This is a genomic window from Sanguibacteroides justesenii (genome assembly GCF_003204205.1).
Taxonomy (GTDB): domain Bacteria; phylum Bacteroidota; class Bacteroidia; order Bacteroidales; family Marinifilaceae; genus Gabonibacter; species Gabonibacter massiliensis.
On sequence record NZ_QJPL01000011.1, the window covers coordinates 36,389 to 57,717 of the forward strand.

Here is a 21,329-nt window from a genome sequence, read left to right on the forward strand (position 1 = left end):
TTTAATTATTGAATTTTGAAAAAGATTAGTTATATCATATCGGTGATGATTCTTGTTTGGGGATGTGCAAACGAGATTCGCGAAATAAAAAAGGAGAATCCTCTATTTAGTGAAGAAGGAAACGTCTCCATGCAAAAAGCAACGGGGATAATTGATTTGGAATCCATCGGGATCTTCAACCCCACCAAGGTAATTCGAAAAGACTCCTTGCTTATCGTGTTAAATCAAAACGGAGTGAATAAATTATCCATCTATAAATTAGACGGAACAAAGTTATTCTCCTTTTTACCGACGGGCACTGGAACCGCGGAAGGACTCTATTTCTTAACCATGAATATGGCTCCCGACGGGATCTTAACGGCTTATGATTTTGGAAACGACAAATTAGTGGAACTGGATATCAACCAGCTGAATGAGCCCGGGTTCGGCCCGACCTTTACATTGCTTTCTCCTACTCCGAAACACTTGAGCGTCGCCAAAAAAGGTTCGCTTATGTTATCCACGGGTATATTTTTAGAAGGGCGTTATTGCCTCACCCTCGATAATCATTCCGGCTACTTTTTAAGCTATCCGGAAACACCGGGCAAGGAAAACATGAGCGACTCTTTAAAAAGTATGTTATATGCCAGCAATGTAACCAAATTAAAACCAGACGGTTCCAGATTCGTGTGTGCGAACATGCAAAGCGGCATCATTGATATCGGTGCGATCCATGACAATTCGACTATTACCCGGATTTCCGAACAGAATTTATATGCACCCAAAGCCTCTACCTCATTAGCAAAAACCAAACCTGTCGTGTACTCTATCGACAATTTGTTCGGATTTTGTGATATAGAGGTTTCGGATGACTACATATACGCTTTATATTCCGGAAGAAGTTATCGTAACTTTAAAAACCTGGTGGGTTACGGAGAAAAAATTATCGTGTTCGATTGGGAAGGAAACCACGTGAAAACCTATCAGTTATCCGTACCTTTCACCAGTATCTCTTACAATAAAGAGGAACATGCCATATACGGTTTAACCAATACGCCCCAATCTTTACTCGTAAAGTATGCATTGGAATAGATCGTTTATACTGATTTCAATCGCACTGATCCTCTCCGGTTGTTATTCGAAAGAGGATCAGAACAAGAAAGTGGTACAGGAATGGTACGGGAAAACCGTCGTCATTCCCTCTTCCCTGAAACCTAAGGTGGCAGGAAGAGATACCACGATCTCCGCGAGCGAAATATTAGATAAAGACTATAACGTTCTTACTTTTGTTGATACGACCGGATGTACGGAATGCAATATGCGACTGTATGACTGGCGTTTGCTCATAGAAGAGGTAAAACAATACAGCAAAGAGATCAACTTTATATTTGTGATCCATTCATCCAATTTCGATGAGATCTCTGCCTTTGCGGTTAAGAATAAATTCAATTACCCGTTGTTTTACGATTATGACAATTCATTTGCCAAAGCGAACAAAAATTTACCGGCACAACCTGAATTTCAATCTTTTTTATTGGACAATGAAGGTAAGGTTATATTGGTAGGTAATCCGGTAAAGAATAAGTCTTTATGGAAACTATATAAGAAACAAATGGAAATTTATGATAAAAGTGATTCATAAGTGGAGTACATATGCCATTTTTATGATTTTCTTTCTATTGACAGCTACCGTGCTGATCATTGATACCAAAATCATTCATGGTGTTTCCGTGGCCAAGCAATTCTGGTTTTTCACCTTTTTGCCGGTCACAGGAATAATCGCTTGTATGCTCACGTTACGTAAATCTTTCTATTTTGCATGGAATCATATCACCAACTTAAATATGATTGTGATGACTGTAGTGATTACAGGCATATATCTTTCAACCAACACACACGAAGTGATGAAAACAGGAACCCTCCTGTTAGTAATCACTTCTTACTTTTATTTTCTTGCTTTTTTCCAATTAAATAAAACGACCGACATAACCTTTCATTTTACGTTAATCGCTTTGGCTTTTATCGAGGTCATTTGGGGATATTGTCAATTATACGCTTACCTACCCAGTCAGAATTCTCGGTTCGGCCTTACCGGATCCTTCGATAATCCGGGGCCATACGCGGCTTTTCTGGCTATTATCATGCCGTTCAGCCTGTATTGGACAATTCAATTAATCCAAAAATTGAGAGCCATCGTTCGACAAAAAGGCAGAAAAGGAAAGACGGAAGCGGACAATGAAATAGCAACCATTGTTCTTTTACTTTTCCTATCGGGTTCCACCCTTATCGGAACCATAACTATTCTCCCTGCCACAATGGCCCGGAGCGCATGGCTTGCCGGCATGGCAAGTTCATGTATCGTCCTCTTTTACCTTTTCAAAATAAAAGAAAAACTACAAAAGTTACATAAACAACATCCCAAAGGTTATCTAATCGTATTCATAAGTTTCATCCTGATGCTTTCTATTGCCTGTTATGGAATCTACAGGTTAAAAAAAGATTCCGCCGACGGTCGGTTACTGGTGTGGAAGATATCACTCTCTTCATTAAAAGAGCACCCGTTAACCGGTGTCGGCATTGGAAACTTTCCTGCCGCGTACGGGGAAGCTCAGGCAAATTATTTCATGCAGGGAAATTCCTCTCCAAGGGAAAAATGGCTTGCAGACATTCCTGAATATGGGTTTAACGAATTTTTACAGATTGCCGTAGAAGGAGGTATCATAGGTATTGTTCTCTTTTTAATTTTGCTCTGTTCCACGTTATGGTACGGACTGCGTAACATCCGGCACAATCCGCATACGGTAGCCCCGATCGCTGCTTTTACAGCCTTTGGTTTTGTGTCGTTTTTTTCTTATCCGTTAAGCACATTGGCACTTGCAATACTTTTTACTCTCCTTCTCGCTCTCTGTAACACGTCACAGGTTCAGGTTTCATCCCGCGGAAAGCTCCATCCCGTCTTTATCTATCTTCTATTTTTAGGAGTAAATATCGGAATTATCTATCCGAAGTATCAGACGCGTCAAGCTTATGCCCAATGGGCGCAAGCTCAAAAATATTACGACATGAAAATTTTTGCCACGGCAGCAGAATCTTACGAGGCTCTCTATCCGATTTTAAAGGTTTATCCCGACTTTTTATTTGAATACGGGGATGCGTTATCAAAGACAGGACATTGGGATAAAGGTAACCGAATTTTATCGGAAGCTGCACGAGGGATGGCCGATCCTATGATTTATAACCTGATTGGTAAAAACTACCAGGCCAAAAAACAATTTCATCGGGCGGAATACTACTTTCTTAAGGCACACTATTTGGTCCCAAACAGGTTGTATCCGCTCTTTCTATTGGCCCATTTATACCAGGAAATGGAGTTGCCGGAAAAAGCATTCCAAACAGCTCAGCAAGTCATCAATGCGGACGTAAAAATAAACTCCACGGCAACAAAGGAGATAAAGTTTAAAATGAAACAATTAGCAAAAAATATACAAGAATCTTCTTTTTTAACTGGTGTTTCACACCAGTAATGAGCAATTCTTGCTCGTACACCAACACACACCTTTGAATTTCAGGGAAAGAGCAGCCAGAGGGCGCTCTTTCCCTCTCTCCTTTTTTCGGGATGATTTGCATCGTCGTGATTATTCTCTATATTCGCGATAAATCTGATACTAAAAACCGCTTATATGAAATACGTTCGTCTGCTGATTTTTACCGCACTCGTTTCTATTTGCGTGGGAGTTTCCGCACAAATCAAACGAGAATTCCGGGGAGCCTGGATACAAACCGTACACCAAAGCGAATACAGTCGAATGAGTATCGATGAAATGAAAGCTGACTTTATTCGGAAGCTCAATCTCCTTCAAAAATGCGGTTTCAATGCTATCATTTTTCAAATAAGGCCGGAAGCAGATGCCTGGTATCCTTCCGAGTTGGAACCATGGAGTCGTTTTTGTACAGGAGTACAAGGTAAAGCACCCGAGCCCTTTTTCGACCCCACAGCTTTTCTTATCAAAGAGTGTCACAAAAGAAATATGGAATTCCATGCCTGGTTAAACCCTTTCCGGGCCAGTACATCGGGAAACACGACTTTCGCGGAATCTCACGTCTACCATCAACACCCGGAATGGTTTGTAACCTACAATAAACAGACTCTCTTCGATCCGGGCATACCGGCGTGCCGGAAATTCATCTGCGAGGTAGTAAAAGACATCGTACAACGCTACGATATAGATGCCATTCATATGGATGATTATTTCTATCCCTATCCGGTAAACGGTCTGCCTTTCCCAGATGAAAACAGTTTCCAAACTTATGGAATTCCTAAAGGATATGCACCGGAGAATAAAGATGACTGGAGGAGGGAAAACGTAAACAGGCTCATACAAGCATTAAAACACACCATCGCTTCTACGAAACCTTGGGTACGTTTCGGTATCAGTCCTTTTGGTATTTACAGAAATAAAAAAAATACGCCGGACGGTAGCGGAAGCAATACAAATGGCCTGCAAAACTACGATAACCTGTACGCTGACATCACCCTTTGGGTTAAAAAGAAGTGGATCGATTACAATATTCCTCAAATCTATTGGGAAATAGGGCATCCGGCGGCCGATTACATTACGTTAGCTCGCTGGTGGGATAAGCATGCACACAACGTTCATCTCTATATCGGTCAGGACGTGGCTCGTTCCATGAAAGCCGGAGATCTAACCCGCAAAATGGAAATCGAACACTCCCTACCCCATGTCAAAGGGCATTGTTTCTGGCCAGCTAACGAAATACTATGGAACAATAACGGAATTGCCGATAGCTTGCAACAAAATTATCACCATTATCCGGCTCTTATCCCGGCCTACACGCATATGTACAATCATCGCCCTAAAAAAATATGCAATCTGAAAGCTGAAAAAAACGCACAAGGTTATACGCTAAAATGGAAAGTAAAAGGAGAACGGGAGAATCCGCAAGATGCCCAATATTTCGTGATCTACCGCTTCAAACGGGGAGAAAAAATAGATTTGGACGATCCGTCGAAGATCATGGCCTTCACCCGTTATACCGAATGCTATCTACCGATGAATGCGAAAGATATGAAATACCGTTTTGTCATCACTTCCGTTGATCGTTTCCACAACGAATCAAAAGGAAAAAAGATTACGCTCAAACATTAAACGGATCTTTACCACGGCTTTTTTTCTGTCTAATTTTACCTAAGAACCAACCTGTTCCTGCTTTTTCCGTATATATTCGTAACAACACGGTAATCATAGCTTGTTGGAAATTATCACGTATCTAAATACGAGAATAAACTTTTTACATTTAATATTGTCTTATATTCAGTAAACATAAATGTTTAACTTAAAACGGAACAAGTATGAAAACAGTAACATTTGTTATTTCCGCCCTTTTGATGTTTTTTAGTTTCAGTATCGAAGCACAAAACCATCATGAAGAGCATCACGGACAACACCAACGCGGCCCGAGAGAAAGGATGAATCCCGAACAGATGATTCAAAGAATGGTCGCTCAATTGAAAAGCGAACTTAAATTAGATGAAAAACAAGAAAAACAAGTTTCAGAATTATTAACCGCCAATTTCAAAAAAAGAGGTGAAATCTTCCAAAAATATCGGAACAACCAGGATTCTTTAATGTTCTACCACCAAAAAGTGGAAAAAGAACAAAATGCATCCCTGAAAAAGATATTGACCGAAGAGCAATATAAAACTTATATAACCAACCTGGAAAAGAAAAAACAAGAAATGGAGAAGCGTCGCAAAGAGATGATGGACAGGCGCAATAATAATAGAGAGGGTACACCCGAGATACGCGGGGAAGAATCACAATGCTGCGGTAAATGCAACTAATATAAAAACGGATGATCTTTTCGATCATCCGTTTCATTCTAATCGCACTCCCATATATTTTATTTCCGACGATCCAAAATCTTCGTAGCTATATCCATATACCGGTAAACGTCCTTCGTCGTCTCTCTTATGCGTTGCTCATCCTTCTTATGCCCTAATCGAACGACAATGGCATTCTTTTCAGGAATGGCAATTACGTATTGTCCCAACATTCCTCTGAAATAAGGGTTACGCATTCCCTTATAGTTCATAATCCAAATCTGGAAACCGTAATAATCCAATGAATCTTTCCCCCATTCATCTTTCAAATAAGAAGCCGGAGTAATTGCCTCCCGCATATAGGCCTCGGAAATCAATTGCTTCCCATTCCAATTTCCATTATGCATCATCAGGCGGGCAAAACGAGCCATCTCCCGGGCTGTAGCGTGGAAACAACAAAACGCCTTCTCATCCCCCCCCTTCTTATCCAACAACCAATAAGCGTCTTTACAAGCCTGCATCGGTTTCCATAGTTTTTCTTCCGCGTATGCACTAATGGTCTTTCCCGTTGCTTTTTCTACGACAAAAGCCAATATCTGGGTATCGCCACTACGATAAGAAAACTGCTTTCCAGGTTCATCGACCGCTTCCAAACAGGTGACCAGTTTATATAAATCGTCTCCGTAATACCCGTGAGTCGTAACGGAAAAAAGGGAACTATACGATTCATCCCAACTCAATCCTCCACTCATGGTCAATAAATTACGAATTGTAATTTTCTCCCTTTTATCCTTACCGAATTCAGGTATATATTTCGCAACCGGATCATCCAGGTTTCCTATCTTTCCTTCGTCCAAAGCAGCCCCGATTAAAAGTCCCACGATACTTTTAGTGGAAGAGAAAATATTAGACGTCAACGTATCGTTCCAACCATCCCTATACTCCTCATACACGATACTATCGTTCTGAATGACGAGAAACGAAACCGTTTTATATTCATCCAAATAAACATCATCCTCTTTCTCCAATTGATAATCGTTATAATCATGAGCCGTCGTCCACTCCCAACAACTATCCGCCTTCACCACGGTATGTTTCTCAAACAAAGACAGGTCGTCAATATCCGGAAACCAATGAATCAAAGCCTGTTGCGCATAATAGGGCAGACAAAAATAAACCACGGTCAAAATAACTATTATTCCTATGCTAATCTTATATATTCGTTTCATATTGTAGATTGACAATTTTAAATCGTAGATCGACGATTGTAGATTAATCCAATGCAATCACTAAATCACATAATCACTAAATCACATAATCACTAAATCACATAATCACTAAATCATCCGATTATACCTTCGTTTTAATTTTAGCCACTATCTTTTTTATCTTTCCACTACCTATACAAGGGGCATGAGCATCTTCCGGGAAAAAAATTACAAACTCCCCGGCTTGTAAAGGAAAATAGAAAGAAGGTCTATCTTGATAAAACATAAAATCACCCTCAACATCGTAAGCCTTTTTTATGTCACGCAGATCTTCTTTAGCTTTCCACCCATAAATTTCTTCGCCTAACAAGGGAAGTTGTATATCGATGTAAGACTCGTGACGTTCCAAAAAAGCCTCTTCCTCCTCCTTTCCATCCACCTCATCCACTTTTATGTAAGCATCCTCTCCTGCTATATCGATACGGCCCAACGGCATAACGGTCATATCATGTGTTTTTATATAATCGAACACGGCTTTAAAATACGGGTTCAGATTTTCTACACGACTACTATTCAAAAGCTTATCTATAATCATTGCATTTCATTTATCCCGGACAAAGATAACAAATTGTTTTCATTCTTGTCCCGAAAGAAATTTCAACTTCCGATTTCCAACTTTCAATTAGTTATCGTACCTTTGTACCCAATTAAATGATTAAATAAATGGAGCATAGAGCAGGTTTCGTCAACATTTTGGGTAATCCCAACGTAGGAAAATCAACCTTAATGAACCGGTTGGTCGGAGAAAAATTATCTATTATCACCTCCAAATCACAAACAACCAGACATAGGATCAAAGGAATCGTAAACGGAGATGATTATCAAATCGTATTTTCCGATACGCCCGGGGTTGTCAAACCCAGCTATAAAATGCAAGAGTACATGCTCGATTTTTCCAAATCGGCGATCATAGATGCAGACATCATCCTTTATGTTACTGATGTTGTTGAAGATTTTGAAAAAAATGCGGACTTTATTGAGAAGGTGAAACAAAGCAAAGCACCCATTCTGCTGGTTATTAACAAAATAGACCTAACCACGGCGGATAAATTAGATGTTTTATTCGACAGATGGAAGCAAATTTTGCCTCAAGCTGAAATATTTCCGCTTTCGGCCACGGAAAATTTCAATGTGGATAATCTATACAAACGAATACTGGAACTCTTGCCCGTCGGAGAGCCTTATTTCGATAAAGAAGATTTAACCGATATGCCCGCCCGCTTTTTCGTGACGGAGATTATACGGGAAAAGATCCTTTTAAATTATGAGAAAGAAGTTCCTTATTCCGTTGAGGTCGTCGTGGAAGAGTTTAAAGAAGAAGCGAAAAGAATCCATATCATGGCTGTCATTCACGTGGAACGCGATTCGCAAAAAGGAATAATCATCGGACATCAGGGAGCCTCTCTAAAAAAAGTAGGAACGGAAGCCCGTCTGGATATAGAAGCTTTTTTCGGCAAAAAAGTATTCCTCAATCTTTATGTAAAAGTATTGAAAGATTGGAGAAACAAAGAAAAAGATTTGAAGAATTTCGGGTACAAACAAGCCTAAAAACAAATGTAATTCGATGGAACGATTGAGTGATTATAACAGAGAAAACCATAATCGTCAACCGTCAATTTAAAACGTACAATTAATATATATGAGTAATATAGTAGCAATCGTAGGACGACCGAATGTAGGAAAATCAACTCTTTTCAATCGATTGATTGGAAAAAGAAAAGCCATTGTAAATGAAGAGAGCGGTGTAACCCGCGACAGGAATTACGGAAAATCCGACTGGATCGGTAAAGAATTTTCCATTATCGATACCGGTGGTTATGTATCTAACAGTTCCGATATATTTGAAGAAGAGATTAACAAACAGGTGATGCTGGCTTTAGATGAAGCGGACGTTATTCTTTTCGTATGTGATGTGGAACTGGGAATTACCGACTTGGATCAAAGTTTCGCCAAACTCTTAAGGAAAGTGGACAAACCCATCTACCTTGTAGTCAATAAAGTAGATAACGGAGAACGCCTATACGATGCTCACGAATTCTATAAACTGGGAATAGGGGAAGAGTTATTTCCTATTTCTTCCGCCAGCGGTTCAGGTACGGGAGACTTGTTGGACAAAGTGGTTTCACACTTTTCCAATAATACCATTGAAGAAACGGAACATCTTCCCAAGATTGCGATCGTAGGACGACCGAACGTGGGAAAATCTTCCACGATCAACGCCTTAATAGGCGAAGAACGCAATATCGTAACCGATGTAGCCGGAACGACAAGAGATACGTTAGCCACCCGTTACAATCGTTTCGGGCATGATTTTCTATTGATCGATACGGCCGGATTACGAAAAAGAACCAAAGTGAACGAAGATGTTGAATTCTATTCCGTCATGCGTTCCGTAAGAGCAATAGAGGATTCGGATATCTGTATGCTACTCATTGACGCCACCAGAGGCATGGAATCCCAAGATCTAAATATATTTCATTTGATCGAACGAAACCAGAAAGGAGTAGTCATTCTCGTCAACAAATGGGACCTTATAGAAAAGGATAACAAAACCCTTATCAACTTCGAAAAAGAGCTAAGAATGAAAATAGCCCCTTTCGATGACGTACAAATTATTTTCACCTCGGCATTGACCAAACAACGTTTATTAAAGGCTTTGGAGGCAGCAATTGAAACGTATAAAAACCGTTCTCAAAAAATAAAAACATCGGAATTGAATAACGTGATGTTAGAAGAGATTGAGAACTTTCCTCCACCGAGCATGAAAGGCAAATACGTTCGTATAAAATACATCACGCAATTACCGACGGCTACGCCCGCATTTGCTTTCTACTGCAATCTTCCGCAATACGTGAAAGACCCGTACAAAAGATTTTTGGAAAATAAAATTCGCGAGCATTGGAAATTTACAGGGGTACCCATTCAAATTTTCATGCGCAAAAAATAGATTTAAAAGTCAGAATACATATTCTGACTTTTTTAATGGCAATTTGTAAATTAAAAAATTCCCCCTCCCTTAATGCCCCGATCCTTTAATTTTAAATCACCGATCTAAAATTATTATTATCTTTAGGGCGTTTAAAAAGAAGAAAATGGCCGATACGATCACACACGAGGGAATCGTCATTGCAATCAACGATTCCCATATTACGGTTTCCATCCAAAGTCAATCTGCCTGCGCCGCCTGTCATGCCAAAGGTGCTTGCGGGCTATCGGAAGTGACTCATAAAAACATCACGGCCGAAAAGCCCAATACTCCCGTAGAAGTCGGAGATAAAGTGATTGTTATGGCAAGTGTCGGAAACGCTTTATATTCCGTTTTATTCGCCTACTTTCTCCCTTCCGTTGTTCTGATCGCCATTTTAGCTCTACTCGTCTCCTCCGGGATAGAAGAAACTTGGGCTGCCTTATATTCACTTTTAACAATTACCATCTATTTTATAATCATATACTTCTTTAGAAATCGGTTTGCCCAAAAGATAAAATTCAAGGTTAAAATAGAATAAACATGAAAAAATTAATAACTTTACGAGCGCTATAACTGTAAAGAAGAGACAAAACGAAAAATCTTATGATTACTACTACTATTATTTACACTATTATCTCTTTATGCGCCATCGGAATTGCAGCAGCTGTAATCCTTTATCTGGTCGCACAAAAATTCAAAGTCGAAGAGGACCCCAGAATCGATATCGTGGAAAGTATACTACCGGGAGCAAATTGCGGAGGTTGTGGCAAACCGGGATGTAGGGGATTTGCCGAGGCGACCGTAAAAGCGACCTCCTTGGACGGACTTTTTTGTCCGGTAGGGGGTACAGAAACGATGGCAAAAGTAGCCGCAGCCTTAGGCATGGAAGCAAGTGCACAAACTCCGCAAATTGCCGTTGTGAGATGTAACGGTACTTGTGAAAATCGGAAACGTACAAGCCGGTATGACGGCTACTCATCCTGTGCCATAGAACACTCTCTTTATCGGGGAGAAACGGATTGCACGTACGGTTGTTTAGGATGTGGCGATTGCGTAAAAGCCTGTCCCTTCGATGCCATCCACATGGATGCCAACGAATTGCCCGTAGTCTCAGATGAAAAATGTGTCGCCTGCGGAGCTTGTGTGAAAGCTTGTCCCCGCAACATTATTGAATTACGAAACAAGGGGCCGAAAGACCGCAGGGTATTCGTATGTTGCGTGAACAAAGATAAAGGCGGGATAGCCCGTAAAGCTTGTACGGTTGCTTGTATCGGTTGTGGAAAATGCGTGAAAGAGTGTCCTTTTGAAGCGATCACGTTAGAAAACAATCTTGCTTACATCGATTTCCGGAAATGCAAATTATGCCGGAAGTGCATTAGTGTTTGTCCCACGGGGGCCATCCATGAAGTGAATTTTCCACCCCGGAAAATAACCGAACCTGCTGAGACTACCGCCACGAATCAAGAAGCGTAGAGTTTAGATATATCTACTGAATCCTAAAACCTAAAATTGAAAACCGTGTTGAAGACATTTAAATTAGGAGGTGTACATCCACCCGAAAATAAATTATCATCACAAGGGGAAATCATTACTTTGCCAATCCCCGAACAAGTGATCATCCCGCTTTCACAACATATTGGAGCTCCCGCTACCCCGGTCGTAAAAAAAGGCGATCAGGTGAAAGTCGGACAACTCATTGCCCAAGCTACCGGATTTATTTCCGCTAACATCCACAGTTCCGTTTCCGGGACTGTCGCCAACATAGAACCGGTAATAGATAGTAGCGGATACCCCAAACCGGCCATTATTATAAAGGTCGAAGGCGACGAATGGGAAGAGGGAATATTACGTGAAGCAGTAAACAAAAGGCCGGACGAATTTACCAAAGAAGAGATCATATCGGCCATTCAAAGTGCAGGTGTTGTCGGAATGGGAGGAGCAACATTCCCCACTCAGGTAAAATTATCACCTCCACCGGGAAATACGGCAGAAGTTTTAATTATTAACGGTGTAGAATGCGAACCGTACCTGACAGCCGATCATCGACTGATGCTGGAACACGGAGCCGAATTGGTCGTCGGAATAGAATTGTTGATGAAAGCCCTTCATGTTCAAAAGGCAATCATAGGCGTCGAAAACAACAAATCGGACGCTATCCAGCTCCTCCGGCAAGAAGCCCGTAAAGTAAAAGGGATTGAAGTATATCCGTTGCAAATAAAGTACCCGCAAGGTGGAGAAAAACAATTGATCCAAGCTACCACGGGTAAACATGTTCCTTCGGGAGCGCTTCCGATTGCCGTCGGGGCTGTCGTACAAAACGTGGGAACTGTATACGCCGTATATGAAGCTGTAATGAAACATAAACCTCTGTTTGAAAGAGTTGTTACGGTAACCGGAAAGTCTTTAAAAGAACCGGGAAATTATCTATGCCGGATCGGCACGCCGATCACGAAATTGATCGAAGCTGCCGGAGGCCTTCCCGAAGACACGGGAAAAATTATCGGCGGTGGTCCTATGATGGGCAAAGCTCTGACGACAACAGACCTACCTATCACTAAAGGTTCCAGCGGTGTCTTACTGCTGAATCAAAAAGAAGCCAGCCGAACATCTTCCCGTAATTGCATCCGGTGTGCTAAATGCGTTAGTGTCTGTCCGATGGGATTAGAACCTTATCTATTGATGTCCCTAAGTGAGCGAAACAGAACGGAGGATTTGGAAACAGAAAAAATCATGGACTGCATAGAATGTGGCTCATGCAGTTTTACCTGTCCAGCCAACAGGCCTCTTTTGGATGTTATACGCCTGGGAAAGGCAAGAACAGGCCAAATGATTCGATCACGTAAATCATAAATCTTAAATTAAAATTCACTTATGAGTAATTTAATCATATCTCCTTCACCTCACATACACAGTAGGGATTCGATAGAAAAAAACATGTATGGCGTACTCATTGCCCTTATTCCGGCATTTATCTGTGCCATCGTATTTTTCGGCTTGGGAGCAATCACCGTAACCCTGACTTCCGTGATAGCCTGCCTCGTCTTTGAATATTTAATTCAAAAATACATATTGAAACAACAGCCTACCATTTGGGACGGGTCGGCTATTATCACCGGTGTTTTGTTAGCATTCAACCTGCCTTCATCACTTCCGGTATGGATCGTGATCATCGGCGCCTTGGTCGCCATCGGAGTCGGAAAAATGAGCTTCGGTGGTTTAGGAAACAACATTTTTAATCCCGCCCTCGTGGGACGGGTATTTTTGTTGATCTCTTTCCCGGTTCAAATGACGACATGGCCTATTCCTCACGGATTCTCCACCACGGATGCTTTAACGGGTGCAACTCCGTTAGCTATTGCCAAGGGAGCTTTTAAGACCGGGCAGCCCATCTCCGATGCTTTATCTGCAGCCGGATTTTCAAATGAAGATTTAGTTTTAGGAAACATAGGAGGTAGCCTCGGAGAAGTAGCTGCACTTGCCTTGCTTTTAGGCTTCGCCTATATGCTTATTCGCAGAATTATCACTTGGCATATTCCCGTAACGATCTTTGCTACCGTCATTATTTTTTCGGGTATTTTACATTTAGCAAGTCCGGACCAGTTTGCCGGTCCGGTATTCCACCTCTTTACCGGAGGCATGATGTTAGGAGCCATTTTTATGGCAACAGATTACGTCACCTCCCCCATGTCCTATAAAGGAATGTTTATTTATGGCGCAGGCATCGGATTATTGACCGTTGTCATCCGAAATTTCGGAGCCTATCCGGAAGGGATGTCGTTCGCCATTTTGATTATGAACGGTTTTACCCCGTTGATCAACAGATACTGTAAACCGGTAAGATTTGCATAATGAAGGATTACTGATTTGGATTTACGATGACCGTAACCAATCGCTAAATCATAAATCGTAAATCATAAATTTTAAAACTATGGGAAAGAAATTAGAGTCAACCTTTAAAAATATGGTATTAGTTTTATCCGCCATAACCCTAATCTCGTCGGCTGCCGTTGGATTTGTCAACGAATTTACTTCGGGGCTAATAGATAAAGCCAAATTGGAAAAACAGGTGACAGCAATCCGGAATGTAGTAGCCGCTTTCGACAACGACCCGATGGCTGAAGCATGGACAGAAAAGACTCCCGACGGAGGCGAATTGATATTTTATCCGGCCAAAAAAGCGGGCGAGCTTGTCGGCACGGCCATAAAGACGTATAGCAACAACGGTTTCAGCGGAAAAGTATGGCTGATGGTCGGTTTTAACCCGGACGGAACCATTCACAATTATTCCGTACTCGAACATAAAGAGACACCTGGATTAGGTTCCAAGATGGATAGCTGGTTTACACGGGGAGGGAAAGGAAACGTGACAGGAAAAAAACCGGGAAAAACCGGATTAAAAGTTACTAAAGACGGTGGAGACGTGGATGCGATTACGGCAGCCACGATCTCTTCACGGGCATTTTTGGATGCAATAAATCGGGCTGCAGCCGCTTTAAACGGGGCGGATACCCAATCGGGAGCAACCCAACAAATAAAAACTGAGAATTAACAAATTTAACGACTGCGATACAGTCGCCAATATAAAATTAAACTGGACCTATGAACAATTGGCAAAATTTCACCAAAGGTTTCTTCAAAGAAAATCCGACCTTCGTTCTATTGCTCGGAATGTGTCCCACGCTGGGAGTAACGACATCGGCTGTCAACGGGTTGGGAATGGGATTGGCTACGGCATTTGTGTTGACTCTGTCAAACCTTGTGATCTCATTAGTATCAAACCTGATCCCCGATAAAATCCGTATACCGGGCTTCATCGTGATCATAGCGGCATTCGTTACCGTGGTGGACATGTGTATGGCTGCTTACACACCGGGACTTCATGAATCATTGGGATTATTTATTCCCCTGATCGTAGTGAACTGTATCGTATTAGGACGAGCCGAATCCTTTGCCTCAAAAAACAAGGCCATTCCTTCCATTTTAGACGGATTAGGCATTGGACTGGGATTCGCTATGGCATTAACCATCTTGGGGGGAATTCGAGAAATTTTAGGAAGCGGTAAGTTATTCAACATAATATTGTATAGTGAACACTACGGAATGCTTATTTTCGTCTTAGCCCCGGGAGCGTTCATCGCTTTAGGCTATTTAATTGCTCTGATTAACAGGATCAGGAAGACGAATTGAAGATGATTATGATAAGAACCTAAAATCTAAAACTATAATGGAATATATATTTATATTTATTGCGGCAGTATTCGTTAACAATATCGTATTGGCCCAGTTCCTGGGAATATGTCCTTTTTTAGGGGTTTCCAAAAACGTACCTACCGCACTCGGCATGACCGGAGCCGTTACTTTCGTAATGATTTTGGCTACATTAGTTACGTTTATCGTACAAAAAACAGTACTTGATCCGCTTCAGATCGGATTTATGCAAACAATCACCTTTATCCTGATCATTGCAGCCCTCGTACAAATGGTAGAAATTATTCTGAAGAAAGTAAGTCCCGCACTCTATCAGGCGTTAGGGGTCTTCCTACCCTTAATTACGACAAACTGTGCCGTTCTCGGTGTAGCCATCATGGTTATTCAAAAAGACTATAACCTGCTGCAATCGGTCGTATTCGCCGCCTCGACAGCTCTGGGTTTCGGTTTGGCCCTAACCATATTCGCCGGTATTCGGGAACAGCTGGAGCTGGTAAATATTCCCAAAGGGATGCAGGGACCCGCTATAGCAATCCTGACAGCCGGATTGTTAGCCATGGCTTTTATGGGATTTTCCGGCATCGTGTAATTCGAAATCATACGATAAAAATAGTCCGGAATTATTTCCGGACTATTTTTATCGACCACATTCCTTCTCTTTTCGTAAAAAATCAAGCATATAATCCGTTCTCTCCCGAACAGACAATAAAGGAACCGGCGTAACGGTATATCCTAACGCTCCATAAGTTCGTTTCATCTCCTCGCAGGTTTCTACCGCCAACTCAAAATCCTGTTTTCGCTCCTCGTCCGTGCAATATATCTCTCTCCACGGAGGAAATAAGAATACCCTTTTATTGTATCGATAACAAGAGGCTGCACTCCTCAATTCATCCCACTCATTCAATCCTATTAAGCGACTGTAACCCAACACATCCGGGATTCCTCTATCGAAAAAACAAAGCTCTTCCGCCTCCTTGTGGTTCTCAAAATCCCGAATTGCATATTGTAACATCAATTCAGAATACTTTCGGGTATTTCTCCAGGGCAAAGCATCTCCTCCGGAAGCAAGCTGTTCACGGATAATACACCTTCCGCTCTCCGCTACAGTAACCGCTCCCCTGAGCCGGAGTTCCTCCATAACAGTCGTTTTTCCCGCACCGGGACCTCCCGTTACAACAAAGAAATTAGGTTTATACATTCTTCTATTATGCGATTGAAAGATTCGACGATTAAAATAAATAAAAAACGTTTATATAATTGATGGAATTCTTTACCCCCGCGGAATTTATTTCCGCTAACACTATAAAACAAGAGGGATTCCGGGATCAGAGGAGCAAACGATTCGAATAATCATAGAATCACTCTATCATTTTTTCATAAGCAAACCCTACAAAATCGGATATGACCCGGTTAGTCCGTCTCTCCATTTCCTCCCGGGGGTTTGTCGTTGCCAATCCTATTACCTTCATTCCTGCCCTCTCCCCGGCTTCCAAGCCCGCAAAAGAATCTTCGAATACGAAACAAAACTCCGGTTTTACTCCCAACGCTTCAGCTCCCAACAGATAACATTCAGGATCGGGCTTAGAGCGAGTAATCTTATCGGCAGTAATCTTTACTTGAAAATATGCGGCTAACTCCGGACGGGCATGATACACGTATTCCATCTTTTTCTCATTGGAACTGGTTACTAAAGCGATTGGGACTCCCCGACTTTTAAGATCTTCTATAAAATCCAATACCCCCGGAATATAGGGATAGTCCATACGAGACTCCAACGCATCCAGCCGTCGTAGAATCGACTGCTCCTTTTGAGGATCATTTCCCAAAAACTCCGCTACGATCTTTTGCAGAGTGAAGCCTTTGACTTTTCGGTGAAATGCCTGTATATCGGGCCGATAACGCTTTCCCTCCTCTTCCCAAAAACCATCGTATGCCTTTTCCGTATCTAAAACGACACCATCCAAATCAAATAACACAGCCCATTTCTTTGTTCTATTCATATCTCCTTCAATTACATTTCAAAAATAGGAAAAAACTCCGAACGGACAATTTCTCCCGAGCGGAAACAAACCGAAAAGAATTTTGGTCGGTAACGTATAACTTCCTATTTTTGTATGCCGTTTTACCAAAGAGTCTATCATTCAATAGAAATAATATGCAGAAGCATTTGAAACATCCTATTTTTCACTTACTATCGGAAATTGCAGCCCAAAAAGGATGTGAAATATATGTTATTGGCGGATACGTACGGGACCTGATCCTGCAAAGGCCCTCCAAAGATATCGATATTGTTGTGTTAGGAAATGGCATTGAATTAGCCGAAACAGCGGCACGGCAACTCGGTAACCTGCACATCTCCATATTCAAAAACTTTGGAACCGCGATGTTCCGCTATAAGGGCGTAGAAATCGAGTTTGTCGGAGCCCGGAAAGAGTCCTACCACTTTGATTCGCGAAAACCCGTTGTAGAACAAGGTTCTCTCGAGGATGATCAGAAACGCCGCGATTTTACGATCAACGCACTCGCCATCTCTCTGAATACTTTTAACTACGGAGAATTGATTGATCCCTTCGGCGGTCTGCAACATATAAAAGAACAGACCATAAAGACACCCCTTGATCCGCTCATCACCTTTTCCGATGATCCGTTGCGAATGATGCGGGCCGTGAGATTCGCCTCCCAGTTAGGATTTTCTATCGCTCCGGAAACTTTCGAGGGAATAAGAGCCAATAACGAACGATTAAAAATCGTTTCAAAGGAAAGAATCATAGACGAATTTAACAAGATCATGCTTTCCCCTAAACCCTCCGTAGGAATTCGACTACTGGAGGAAGCCGGGTTATTAAATCTTTTTTTTCCCGAATTGACCGCATTAAAAGGTGTTGAAATCGTCGAAGGAATCGGACACAAAGACAACTTTTATCATACACTGACCGTCTTGGATTCCGTTGCCAAAAATTCGGACAATCTTTGGCTAAGATGGGCCGCTCTATTGCATGATATAGCCAAACCGGTTACTAAAAAATTTATTACCGGACAAGGCTGGACATTCTATGGCCATAATCATATCGGAGAACGCATGGTAGCCAAAATATTCAATCGACTAAAATTACCCCAGAATGAAAAGATGAAATACGTTCAAAAATTAGTTTTCTTACATATGCGTCCCATTGTCCTTTCCGAAGATATCGTAACAGATTCGGCTGTCAGACGCCTGCTATTCGACGCGGGAGATGACATCGACGACCTGATGTGTTTGGCTGAAGCGGACATTACCTCCAAAAACGAAGAAAAGGTAAGGCGTTTTTTAGACAATTTCCAGATCGTTCGCCAAAAACTGAAAGAGGTGGAAGAAAAAGATGCCATCCGGAATTTTCAACCCCCTATCAGCGGAGAAGAGATTATCGCCACCTTCAATTTACCACCCTGTCGTTTGGTCGGGGATATCAAGAATGCCATCAAAGAAGCGATCCTTGATGGCATTATTGGAAACAATTCCCAAGAAGCCAGAGAGTATATGTTTAAAGTGGCTGAGAATTTAGGAATTTATTTTAAAAAATAAGCTATCTGTTTCGCCTTCGTTCCCGAGCATATTTTTACCGGGGAAGTAGGCACATCGTTATAAGGAATAAATTCCAATGCTTGTAGCAAAGCATACTCATCATCGTCCGTACTAAAAATTTCCAAACTCAAATTAGACTGATTGGTACGGTTAAGCGCTTGCAAATCATCGAACTTATCTTCCTCTAAAATCTGATATAACCTGGAAGACTGGTTGGGTGACAGATAAACCTTGTGTTTTTTTAAGACTTTTCCTGTCGGACTATAAATATAATTCTCTTTTTTCACGAGAAAAGCCACGATCCCCCATCCGATGATCCCCAAACCGATCATGATCGCCACCGAAGAAAGGATGTCATTTTCCGCGGCATTGATATGAGTGGAACCGAAATACAAAACAGCGGCTCCGACTAACAATAAGCCCAAAGGTTTTACCGGTGATTTCTTTTTCTTTACAATTTTACCTTCATCGACTTTCAATATAATATCTCCAATATAATCAAACTTTTCCATAGTATAAACATTAAATAATGACTCTTTTTTTCCGGGAAATTAAACACAATTATCCCGCCACAATAACTCTATCAAGCATTCCGTGAAAGCAGAAATACATTTCACGAAAGCTCCAACAGGCATCAAGATGCCTCCAGGGTTCAGAATCATACAATGATTTCACGTAAAGCAAAGACATAATATCCCGCGTCTTGCTTCAGTGCAAAAGAATCTCTATAAAAATGTTCGACATTTTTAAAATAGGAAGGAAACACACATTTACGTTCTTCTATCCCGCAAAAAAGATTACTCTTGGGAAGATAACGAAAAGTCGGAAAAGAAGTCAGCACCTCATGTACCGAATTTACAGGTACTGCATTCGCATTTAGAGCAGTCAAAAAAGCCAACTGATGAAAAGCCTCTTCTTCGTTCGAAACAATCTTTTCCTGCTTATCGGCCATAACGACACGAGTAGAAGAATCTATCTGTTGAATCAGATAAATGATTACTACAAACAGTAAAACACTATATTTCAAATAGGCCTTCATCGTTTTGTTTCGTATTACAAAATTAGCAAATCGCTACGATATTCCATACAATAAACAAAAAAAATTAGGCTGATATAAATATCAGCCTAATTTTTTCACTTACGCTTACTTATTTAGCCGGTTCGACCTCTCGACCTTTTATAATTTCCACAATATGTTCATTATTGATAATCATCATACCGTGACGGTCATTGGTAATACCCTCTTGTAACGTATAGGTATAAGTCGGAATAGAGCCCTTCATAATTGTCGGGAAGAATACAAATTTCAAGTTAGAACAATGTTCCCGCAATGTTTGTCCGGCCTCTATAATGTGGGTTGATATAATAAAAGAACAATTCCGATTCTCAGCAAATGCTTCCGTTACGGCAACAGTAGCATCGTAAGCATCCTTCACGTTGGTCCCTTTAAACAACTCGTCGAATATAATGACCAGATTTTTACCTAAACTCACCTCTTCTGCCACATGCTTCACACGAAGAACCTCAGCATAGAAATGACTATATCCCATATTCAAGTTATCAGCTACATTTATGGAAGTATACATACCGTCCTGAACCGAAAACTCCATACGTTCGGCCGCAACAGGGAATCCCATATGGGCCAAATAAATAGCGATACTGAAGGATTTCATGAATGTAGATTTTCCGGCCATATTAGCACCGGTCAGGAAAATCACATTATGCTCGTGATCGACATGCACGGAATTGGCAACAGCCCCCGTCAACTGAGGATGATATACCTTCGTTATCGTTATATCGTTTTTATCCTCTACCATTTGATTGGCTTTCGCATAAACGAATTTTTTCTCTCTGGCAATCCGGGAAACCGTGATATACACATCGTATTCATAAATAATCTGCATCATCCTTTTGATTTTCTCTCGGCAAGTATATCGCAAAAGATGATCGAATCTGGCCACCTTCGCTAAAGAGAGACGAGCTACCCCCCGTTCGTTAAGCGCCCAAGCCATTTTTTTATCATGAAGAATAGCATCCATCTCTTCGATCGTCTTCCAATAAGGAGAAGAAGCTCCCCCTTTAGCCAGTTTCTGATTAAAATCGTTTATCAGGTTCAAAAACTCGATGGAAGCGATGATTCCATTATATATCATTTCGAATTCCTTATCCGATCCTATATAATTCAATAATTTCCTACGGCAGGTATTCATGGCTGCCACAATGGGATTCGCATGTCCTAAATTACTCAGGTAATGGTCAACCACATCAAACAATTCGTTTTCGATAGGAAACTCTACATTTTGTTCCTGAAAATAACGGAATACACTACTCCGCTTATTGATAGCCTCAGCATCACTTAAAGGGTTTTGGAACATGTATTCCAAGAGTTGTCCCCCACCCCGGGTACAAGTATGATTAAACACGTTAAATATAGAATTATTCTTATATTTACCGAGCATGTTAAGGTCATCCAAAGTCTGTTTATCTACGGTAAAGCTCATG

Annotated in this window: 22 protein-coding genes; 15 read left to right on the forward strand and 7 right to left on the reverse strand. The window is 41.3% G+C overall.

Features of this window, described 5'->3' with window-relative positions; translation table 11 throughout:
* Positions 1 to 15: 15 nt before the first annotated feature.
* The 5 genes from DMB45_RS13885 (at position 16) to DMB45_RS13905 (ending at position 5,842) form a co-directional block, all read left to right on the forward strand.
* Positions 16 to 1,071 carry a BF3164 family lipoprotein gene (locus DMB45_RS13885; RefSeq protein ID WP_146216456.1) on the forward strand — a complete coding sequence of 352 codons (1,056 nt, stop codon included), beginning with the start codon at positions 16 to 18 and terminating at the stop codon, positions 1,069 to 1,071.
* Positions 1,058 to 1,621 carry a peroxiredoxin family protein gene (locus tag DMB45_RS13890; protein ID WP_041502549.1) on the forward strand — a complete coding sequence of 188 codons (564 nt, stop codon included), beginning with the start codon at positions 1,058 to 1,060 and terminating at the stop codon, positions 1,619 to 1,621. The genes DMB45_RS13885 and DMB45_RS13890 overlap by 14 nt, the downstream gene beginning before the upstream one ends.
* Entirely contained in the window at positions 1,602 to 3,503 is a 1,902-nt protein-coding gene (locus DMB45_RS13895) for an O-antigen ligase family protein (protein WP_041505579.1), read from the forward strand. The genes DMB45_RS13890 and DMB45_RS13895 overlap by 20 nt, the downstream gene beginning before the upstream one ends.
* Before the next feature lie 156 nt (positions 3,504 to 3,659).
* Complete coding sequence (locus DMB45_RS13900) at positions 3,660 to 5,147, forward strand: glycoside hydrolase family 10 protein (RefSeq protein WP_041502547.1); 1,488 nt, start codon at positions 3,660 to 3,662, stop codon at positions 5,145 to 5,147.
* Between the two features lie 203 nt (positions 5,148 to 5,350).
* Positions 5,351 to 5,842: a hypothetical protein gene (locus DMB45_RS13905; RefSeq protein ID WP_041502546.1), complete on the forward strand. Its 492-nt coding sequence runs from the start codon at positions 5,351 to 5,353 to the stop codon at positions 5,840 to 5,842.
* 59 nt (positions 5,843 to 5,901) lie between these two features.
* Here DMB45_RS13905 and DMB45_RS13910 read toward each other — a convergent pair whose 3' ends face one another.
* Both DMB45_RS13910 and DMB45_RS13915 read right to left on the reverse strand, forming a co-directional pair.
* Positions 5,902 to 7,050: a serine hydrolase domain-containing protein gene (locus DMB45_RS13910; protein WP_041502545.1), complete on the reverse strand. Its 1,149-nt coding sequence runs from the start codon at positions 7,048 to 7,050 to the stop codon at positions 5,902 to 5,904.
* 121 nt (positions 7,051 to 7,171) lie between these two features.
* Complete coding sequence (locus DMB45_RS13915) at positions 7,172 to 7,624, reverse strand: YhcH/YjgK/YiaL family protein (protein ID WP_041502544.1); 453 nt, start codon at positions 7,622 to 7,624, stop codon at positions 7,172 to 7,174.
* A gap of 128 nt (positions 7,625 to 7,752) precedes the next feature.
* Between DMB45_RS13915 and era the strand changes: the two genes are divergently transcribed.
* From era to DMB45_RS13960, 9 genes are all read left to right on the forward strand, one after another.
* Entirely contained in the window at positions 7,753 to 8,637 is an 885-nt protein-coding gene (gene era / locus DMB45_RS13920) for a GTPase Era (protein WP_041502543.1), read from the forward strand.
* A 91-nt stretch (positions 8,638 to 8,728) separates the two neighbouring features.
* The gene (gene der, locus DMB45_RS13925) at positions 8,729 to 10,036 is read left to right on the forward strand and encodes a ribosome biogenesis GTPase Der (RefSeq protein WP_041502542.1); all 1,308 of its coding nucleotides are present in this window, start codon (positions 8,729 to 8,731) and stop codon (positions 10,034 to 10,036) included.
* Between the two features lie 145 nt (positions 10,037 to 10,181).
* Entirely contained in the window at positions 10,182 to 10,595 is a 414-nt protein-coding gene (locus DMB45_RS13930; protein ID WP_041505580.1) for a SoxR reducing system RseC family protein, read from the forward strand.
* Between the two features lie 65 nt (positions 10,596 to 10,660).
* A complete protein-coding gene (locus DMB45_RS13935; RefSeq protein ID WP_110688859.1) occupies positions 10,661 to 11,530 on the forward strand; it encodes a Fe-S cluster domain-containing protein in 870 nt (289 codons plus the stop codon).
* Between the two features lie 45 nt (positions 11,531 to 11,575).
* A complete protein-coding gene (gene rsxC / locus DMB45_RS13940; protein WP_041505585.1) occupies positions 11,576 to 12,907 on the forward strand; it encodes an electron transport complex subunit RsxC in 1,332 nt (443 codons plus the stop codon).
* Positions 12,908 to 12,928: 21 nt separating this feature from the next.
* Positions 12,929 to 13,906, forward strand: coding sequence for an RnfABCDGE type electron transport complex subunit D (locus DMB45_RS13945; protein WP_041502538.1), 978 nt, complete (start codon positions 12,929 to 12,931; stop codon positions 13,904 to 13,906).
* Positions 13,907 to 13,985: 79 nt separating this feature from the next.
* A complete protein-coding gene (locus DMB45_RS13950) occupies positions 13,986 to 14,606 on the forward strand; it encodes an RnfABCDGE type electron transport complex subunit G (protein WP_041502537.1) in 621 nt (206 codons plus the stop codon).
* Between the two features lie 50 nt (positions 14,607 to 14,656).
* The gene (locus tag DMB45_RS13955) at positions 14,657 to 15,244 is read left to right on the forward strand and encodes an RnfABCDGE type electron transport complex subunit E (RefSeq protein WP_041505581.1); all 588 of its coding nucleotides are present in this window, start codon (positions 14,657 to 14,659) and stop codon (positions 15,242 to 15,244) included.
* 37 nt (positions 15,245 to 15,281) lie between these two features.
* Positions 15,282 to 15,854 (forward strand): electron transport complex protein RnfA, encoded by a 573-nt coding sequence (locus DMB45_RS13960; protein WP_041502535.1) that lies wholly within the window; start codon positions 15,282 to 15,284, stop codon positions 15,852 to 15,854.
* Positions 15,855 to 15,902: 48 nt separating this feature from the next.
* On the opposite strand, the gene DMB45_RS13965 is transcribed toward DMB45_RS13960, so the two are convergent.
* Positions 15,903 to 16,463, reverse strand: coding sequence for an AAA family ATPase (locus DMB45_RS13965; RefSeq protein ID WP_041502534.1), 561 nt, complete (start codon positions 16,461 to 16,463; stop codon positions 15,903 to 15,905).
* A gap of 160 nt (positions 16,464 to 16,623) precedes the next feature.
* On the reverse strand, positions 16,624 to 17,265 hold the full coding sequence (locus DMB45_RS13970) for an HAD family hydrolase (protein ID WP_041502533.1): 642 nt from the start codon (positions 17,263 to 17,265) through the stop codon (positions 16,624 to 16,626).
* Positions 17,266 to 17,420: 155 nt separating this feature from the next.
* Here DMB45_RS13970 and DMB45_RS13975 point away from each other — a divergent pair, with 155 nt between their 5' ends.
* Positions 17,421 to 18,827 carry a CCA tRNA nucleotidyltransferase gene (locus tag DMB45_RS13975; protein ID WP_041502532.1) on the forward strand — a complete coding sequence of 469 codons (1,407 nt, stop codon included), beginning with the start codon at positions 17,421 to 17,423 and terminating at the stop codon, positions 18,825 to 18,827.
* Here the strand turns inward: DMB45_RS13975 and DMB45_RS13980 are convergent.
* The 3 genes from DMB45_RS13980 to DMB45_RS13990 all read right to left on the reverse strand — a co-directional run bounded on the left by DMB45_RS13980 (position 18,812) and on the right by DMB45_RS13990 (position 21,328).
* The gene (locus DMB45_RS13980; protein WP_041502531.1) at positions 18,812 to 19,339 is read right to left on the reverse strand and encodes a hypothetical protein; all 528 of its coding nucleotides are present in this window, start codon (positions 19,337 to 19,339) and stop codon (positions 18,812 to 18,814) included. The genes DMB45_RS13975 and DMB45_RS13980 overlap by 16 nt on opposite strands.
* Positions 19,340 to 19,485: 146 nt before the next feature.
* Positions 19,486 to 19,866 (reverse strand): hypothetical protein, encoded by a 381-nt coding sequence (locus DMB45_RS13985; protein ID WP_041502530.1) that lies wholly within the window; start codon positions 19,864 to 19,866, stop codon positions 19,486 to 19,488.
* 109 nt (positions 19,867 to 19,975) lie between these two features.
* The gene (locus tag DMB45_RS13990) at positions 19,976 to 21,328 is read right to left on the reverse strand and encodes a MutS-related protein (RefSeq protein WP_041502529.1); all 1,353 of its coding nucleotides are present in this window, start codon (positions 21,326 to 21,328) and stop codon (positions 19,976 to 19,978) included.
* Position 21,329: the final 1 nt, after the last annotated feature.

Coding starts and splice junctions, on each gene's coding strand:
- DMB45_RS13950 (WP_041502537.1), top strand. CDS start 13,986: ATGGGAAAGAAATTAGAGTCAACCTTTAAAAATATGGTATTAGTTTTA.
- DMB45_RS13975 (WP_041502532.1), top strand. CDS start 17,421: ATGCAGAAGCATTTGAAACATCCTATTTTTCACTTACTATCGGAAATT.
- DMB45_RS13900 (WP_041502547.1), top strand. CDS start 3,660: ATGAAATACGTTCGTCTGCTGATTTTTACCGCACTCGTTTCTATTTGC.
- DMB45_RS13915 (WP_041502544.1), bottom strand. CDS start 7,624: ATGATTATAGATAAGCTTTTGAATAGTAGTCGTGTAGAAAATCTGAAC.
- DMB45_RS13985 (WP_041502530.1), bottom strand. CDS start 19,866: ATGAAGGCCTATTTGAAATATAGTGTTTTACTGTTTGTAGTAATCATT.
- DMB45_RS13955 (WP_041505581.1), top strand. CDS start 14,657: ATGAACAATTGGCAAAATTTCACCAAAGGTTTCTTCAAAGAAAATCCG.
- DMB45_RS13960 (WP_041502535.1), top strand. CDS start 15,282: ATGGAATATATATTTATATTTATTGCGGCAGTATTCGTTAACAATATC.
- era (WP_041502543.1), top strand. CDS start 7,753: ATGGAGCATAGAGCAGGTTTCGTCAACATTTTGGGTAATCCCAACGTA.
- DMB45_RS13905 (WP_041502546.1), top strand. CDS start 5,351: ATGAAAACAGTAACATTTGTTATTTCCGCCCTTTTGATGTTTTTTAGT.
- DMB45_RS13895 (WP_041505579.1), top strand. CDS start 1,602: ATGATAAAAGTGATTCATAAGTGGAGTACATATGCCATTTTTATGATT.
- DMB45_RS13945 (WP_041502538.1), top strand. CDS start 12,929: ATGAGTAATTTAATCATATCTCCTTCACCTCACATACACAGTAGGGAT.
- DMB45_RS13965 (WP_041502534.1), bottom strand. CDS start 16,463: ATGTATAAACCTAATTTCTTTGTTGTAACGGGAGGTCCCGGTGCGGGA.
- DMB45_RS13990 (WP_041502529.1), bottom strand. CDS start 21,328: ATGAGCTTTACCGTAGATAAACAGACTTTGGATGACCTTAACATGCTC.
- DMB45_RS13930 (WP_041505580.1), top strand. CDS start 10,182: ATGGCCGATACGATCACACACGAGGGAATCGTCATTGCAATCAACGAT.
- DMB45_RS13910 (WP_041502545.1), bottom strand. CDS start 7,050: ATGAAACGAATATATAAGATTAGCATAGGAATAATAGTTATTTTGACC.
- DMB45_RS13935 (WP_110688859.1), top strand. CDS start 10,661: ATGATTACTACTACTATTATTTACACTATTATCTCTTTATGCGCCATC.
- DMB45_RS13970 (WP_041502533.1), bottom strand. CDS start 17,265: ATGAATAGAACAAAGAAATGGGCTGTGTTATTTGATTTGGATGGTGTC.
- DMB45_RS13980 (WP_041502531.1), bottom strand. CDS start 19,339: ATGGAAAAGTTTGATTATATTGGAGATATTATATTGAAAGTCGATGAA.
- der (WP_041502542.1), top strand. CDS start 8,729: ATGAGTAATATAGTAGCAATCGTAGGACGACCGAATGTAGGAAAATCA.
- DMB45_RS13890 (WP_041502549.1), top strand. CDS start 1,058: ATGCATTGGAATAGATCGTTTATACTGATTTCAATCGCACTGATCCTC.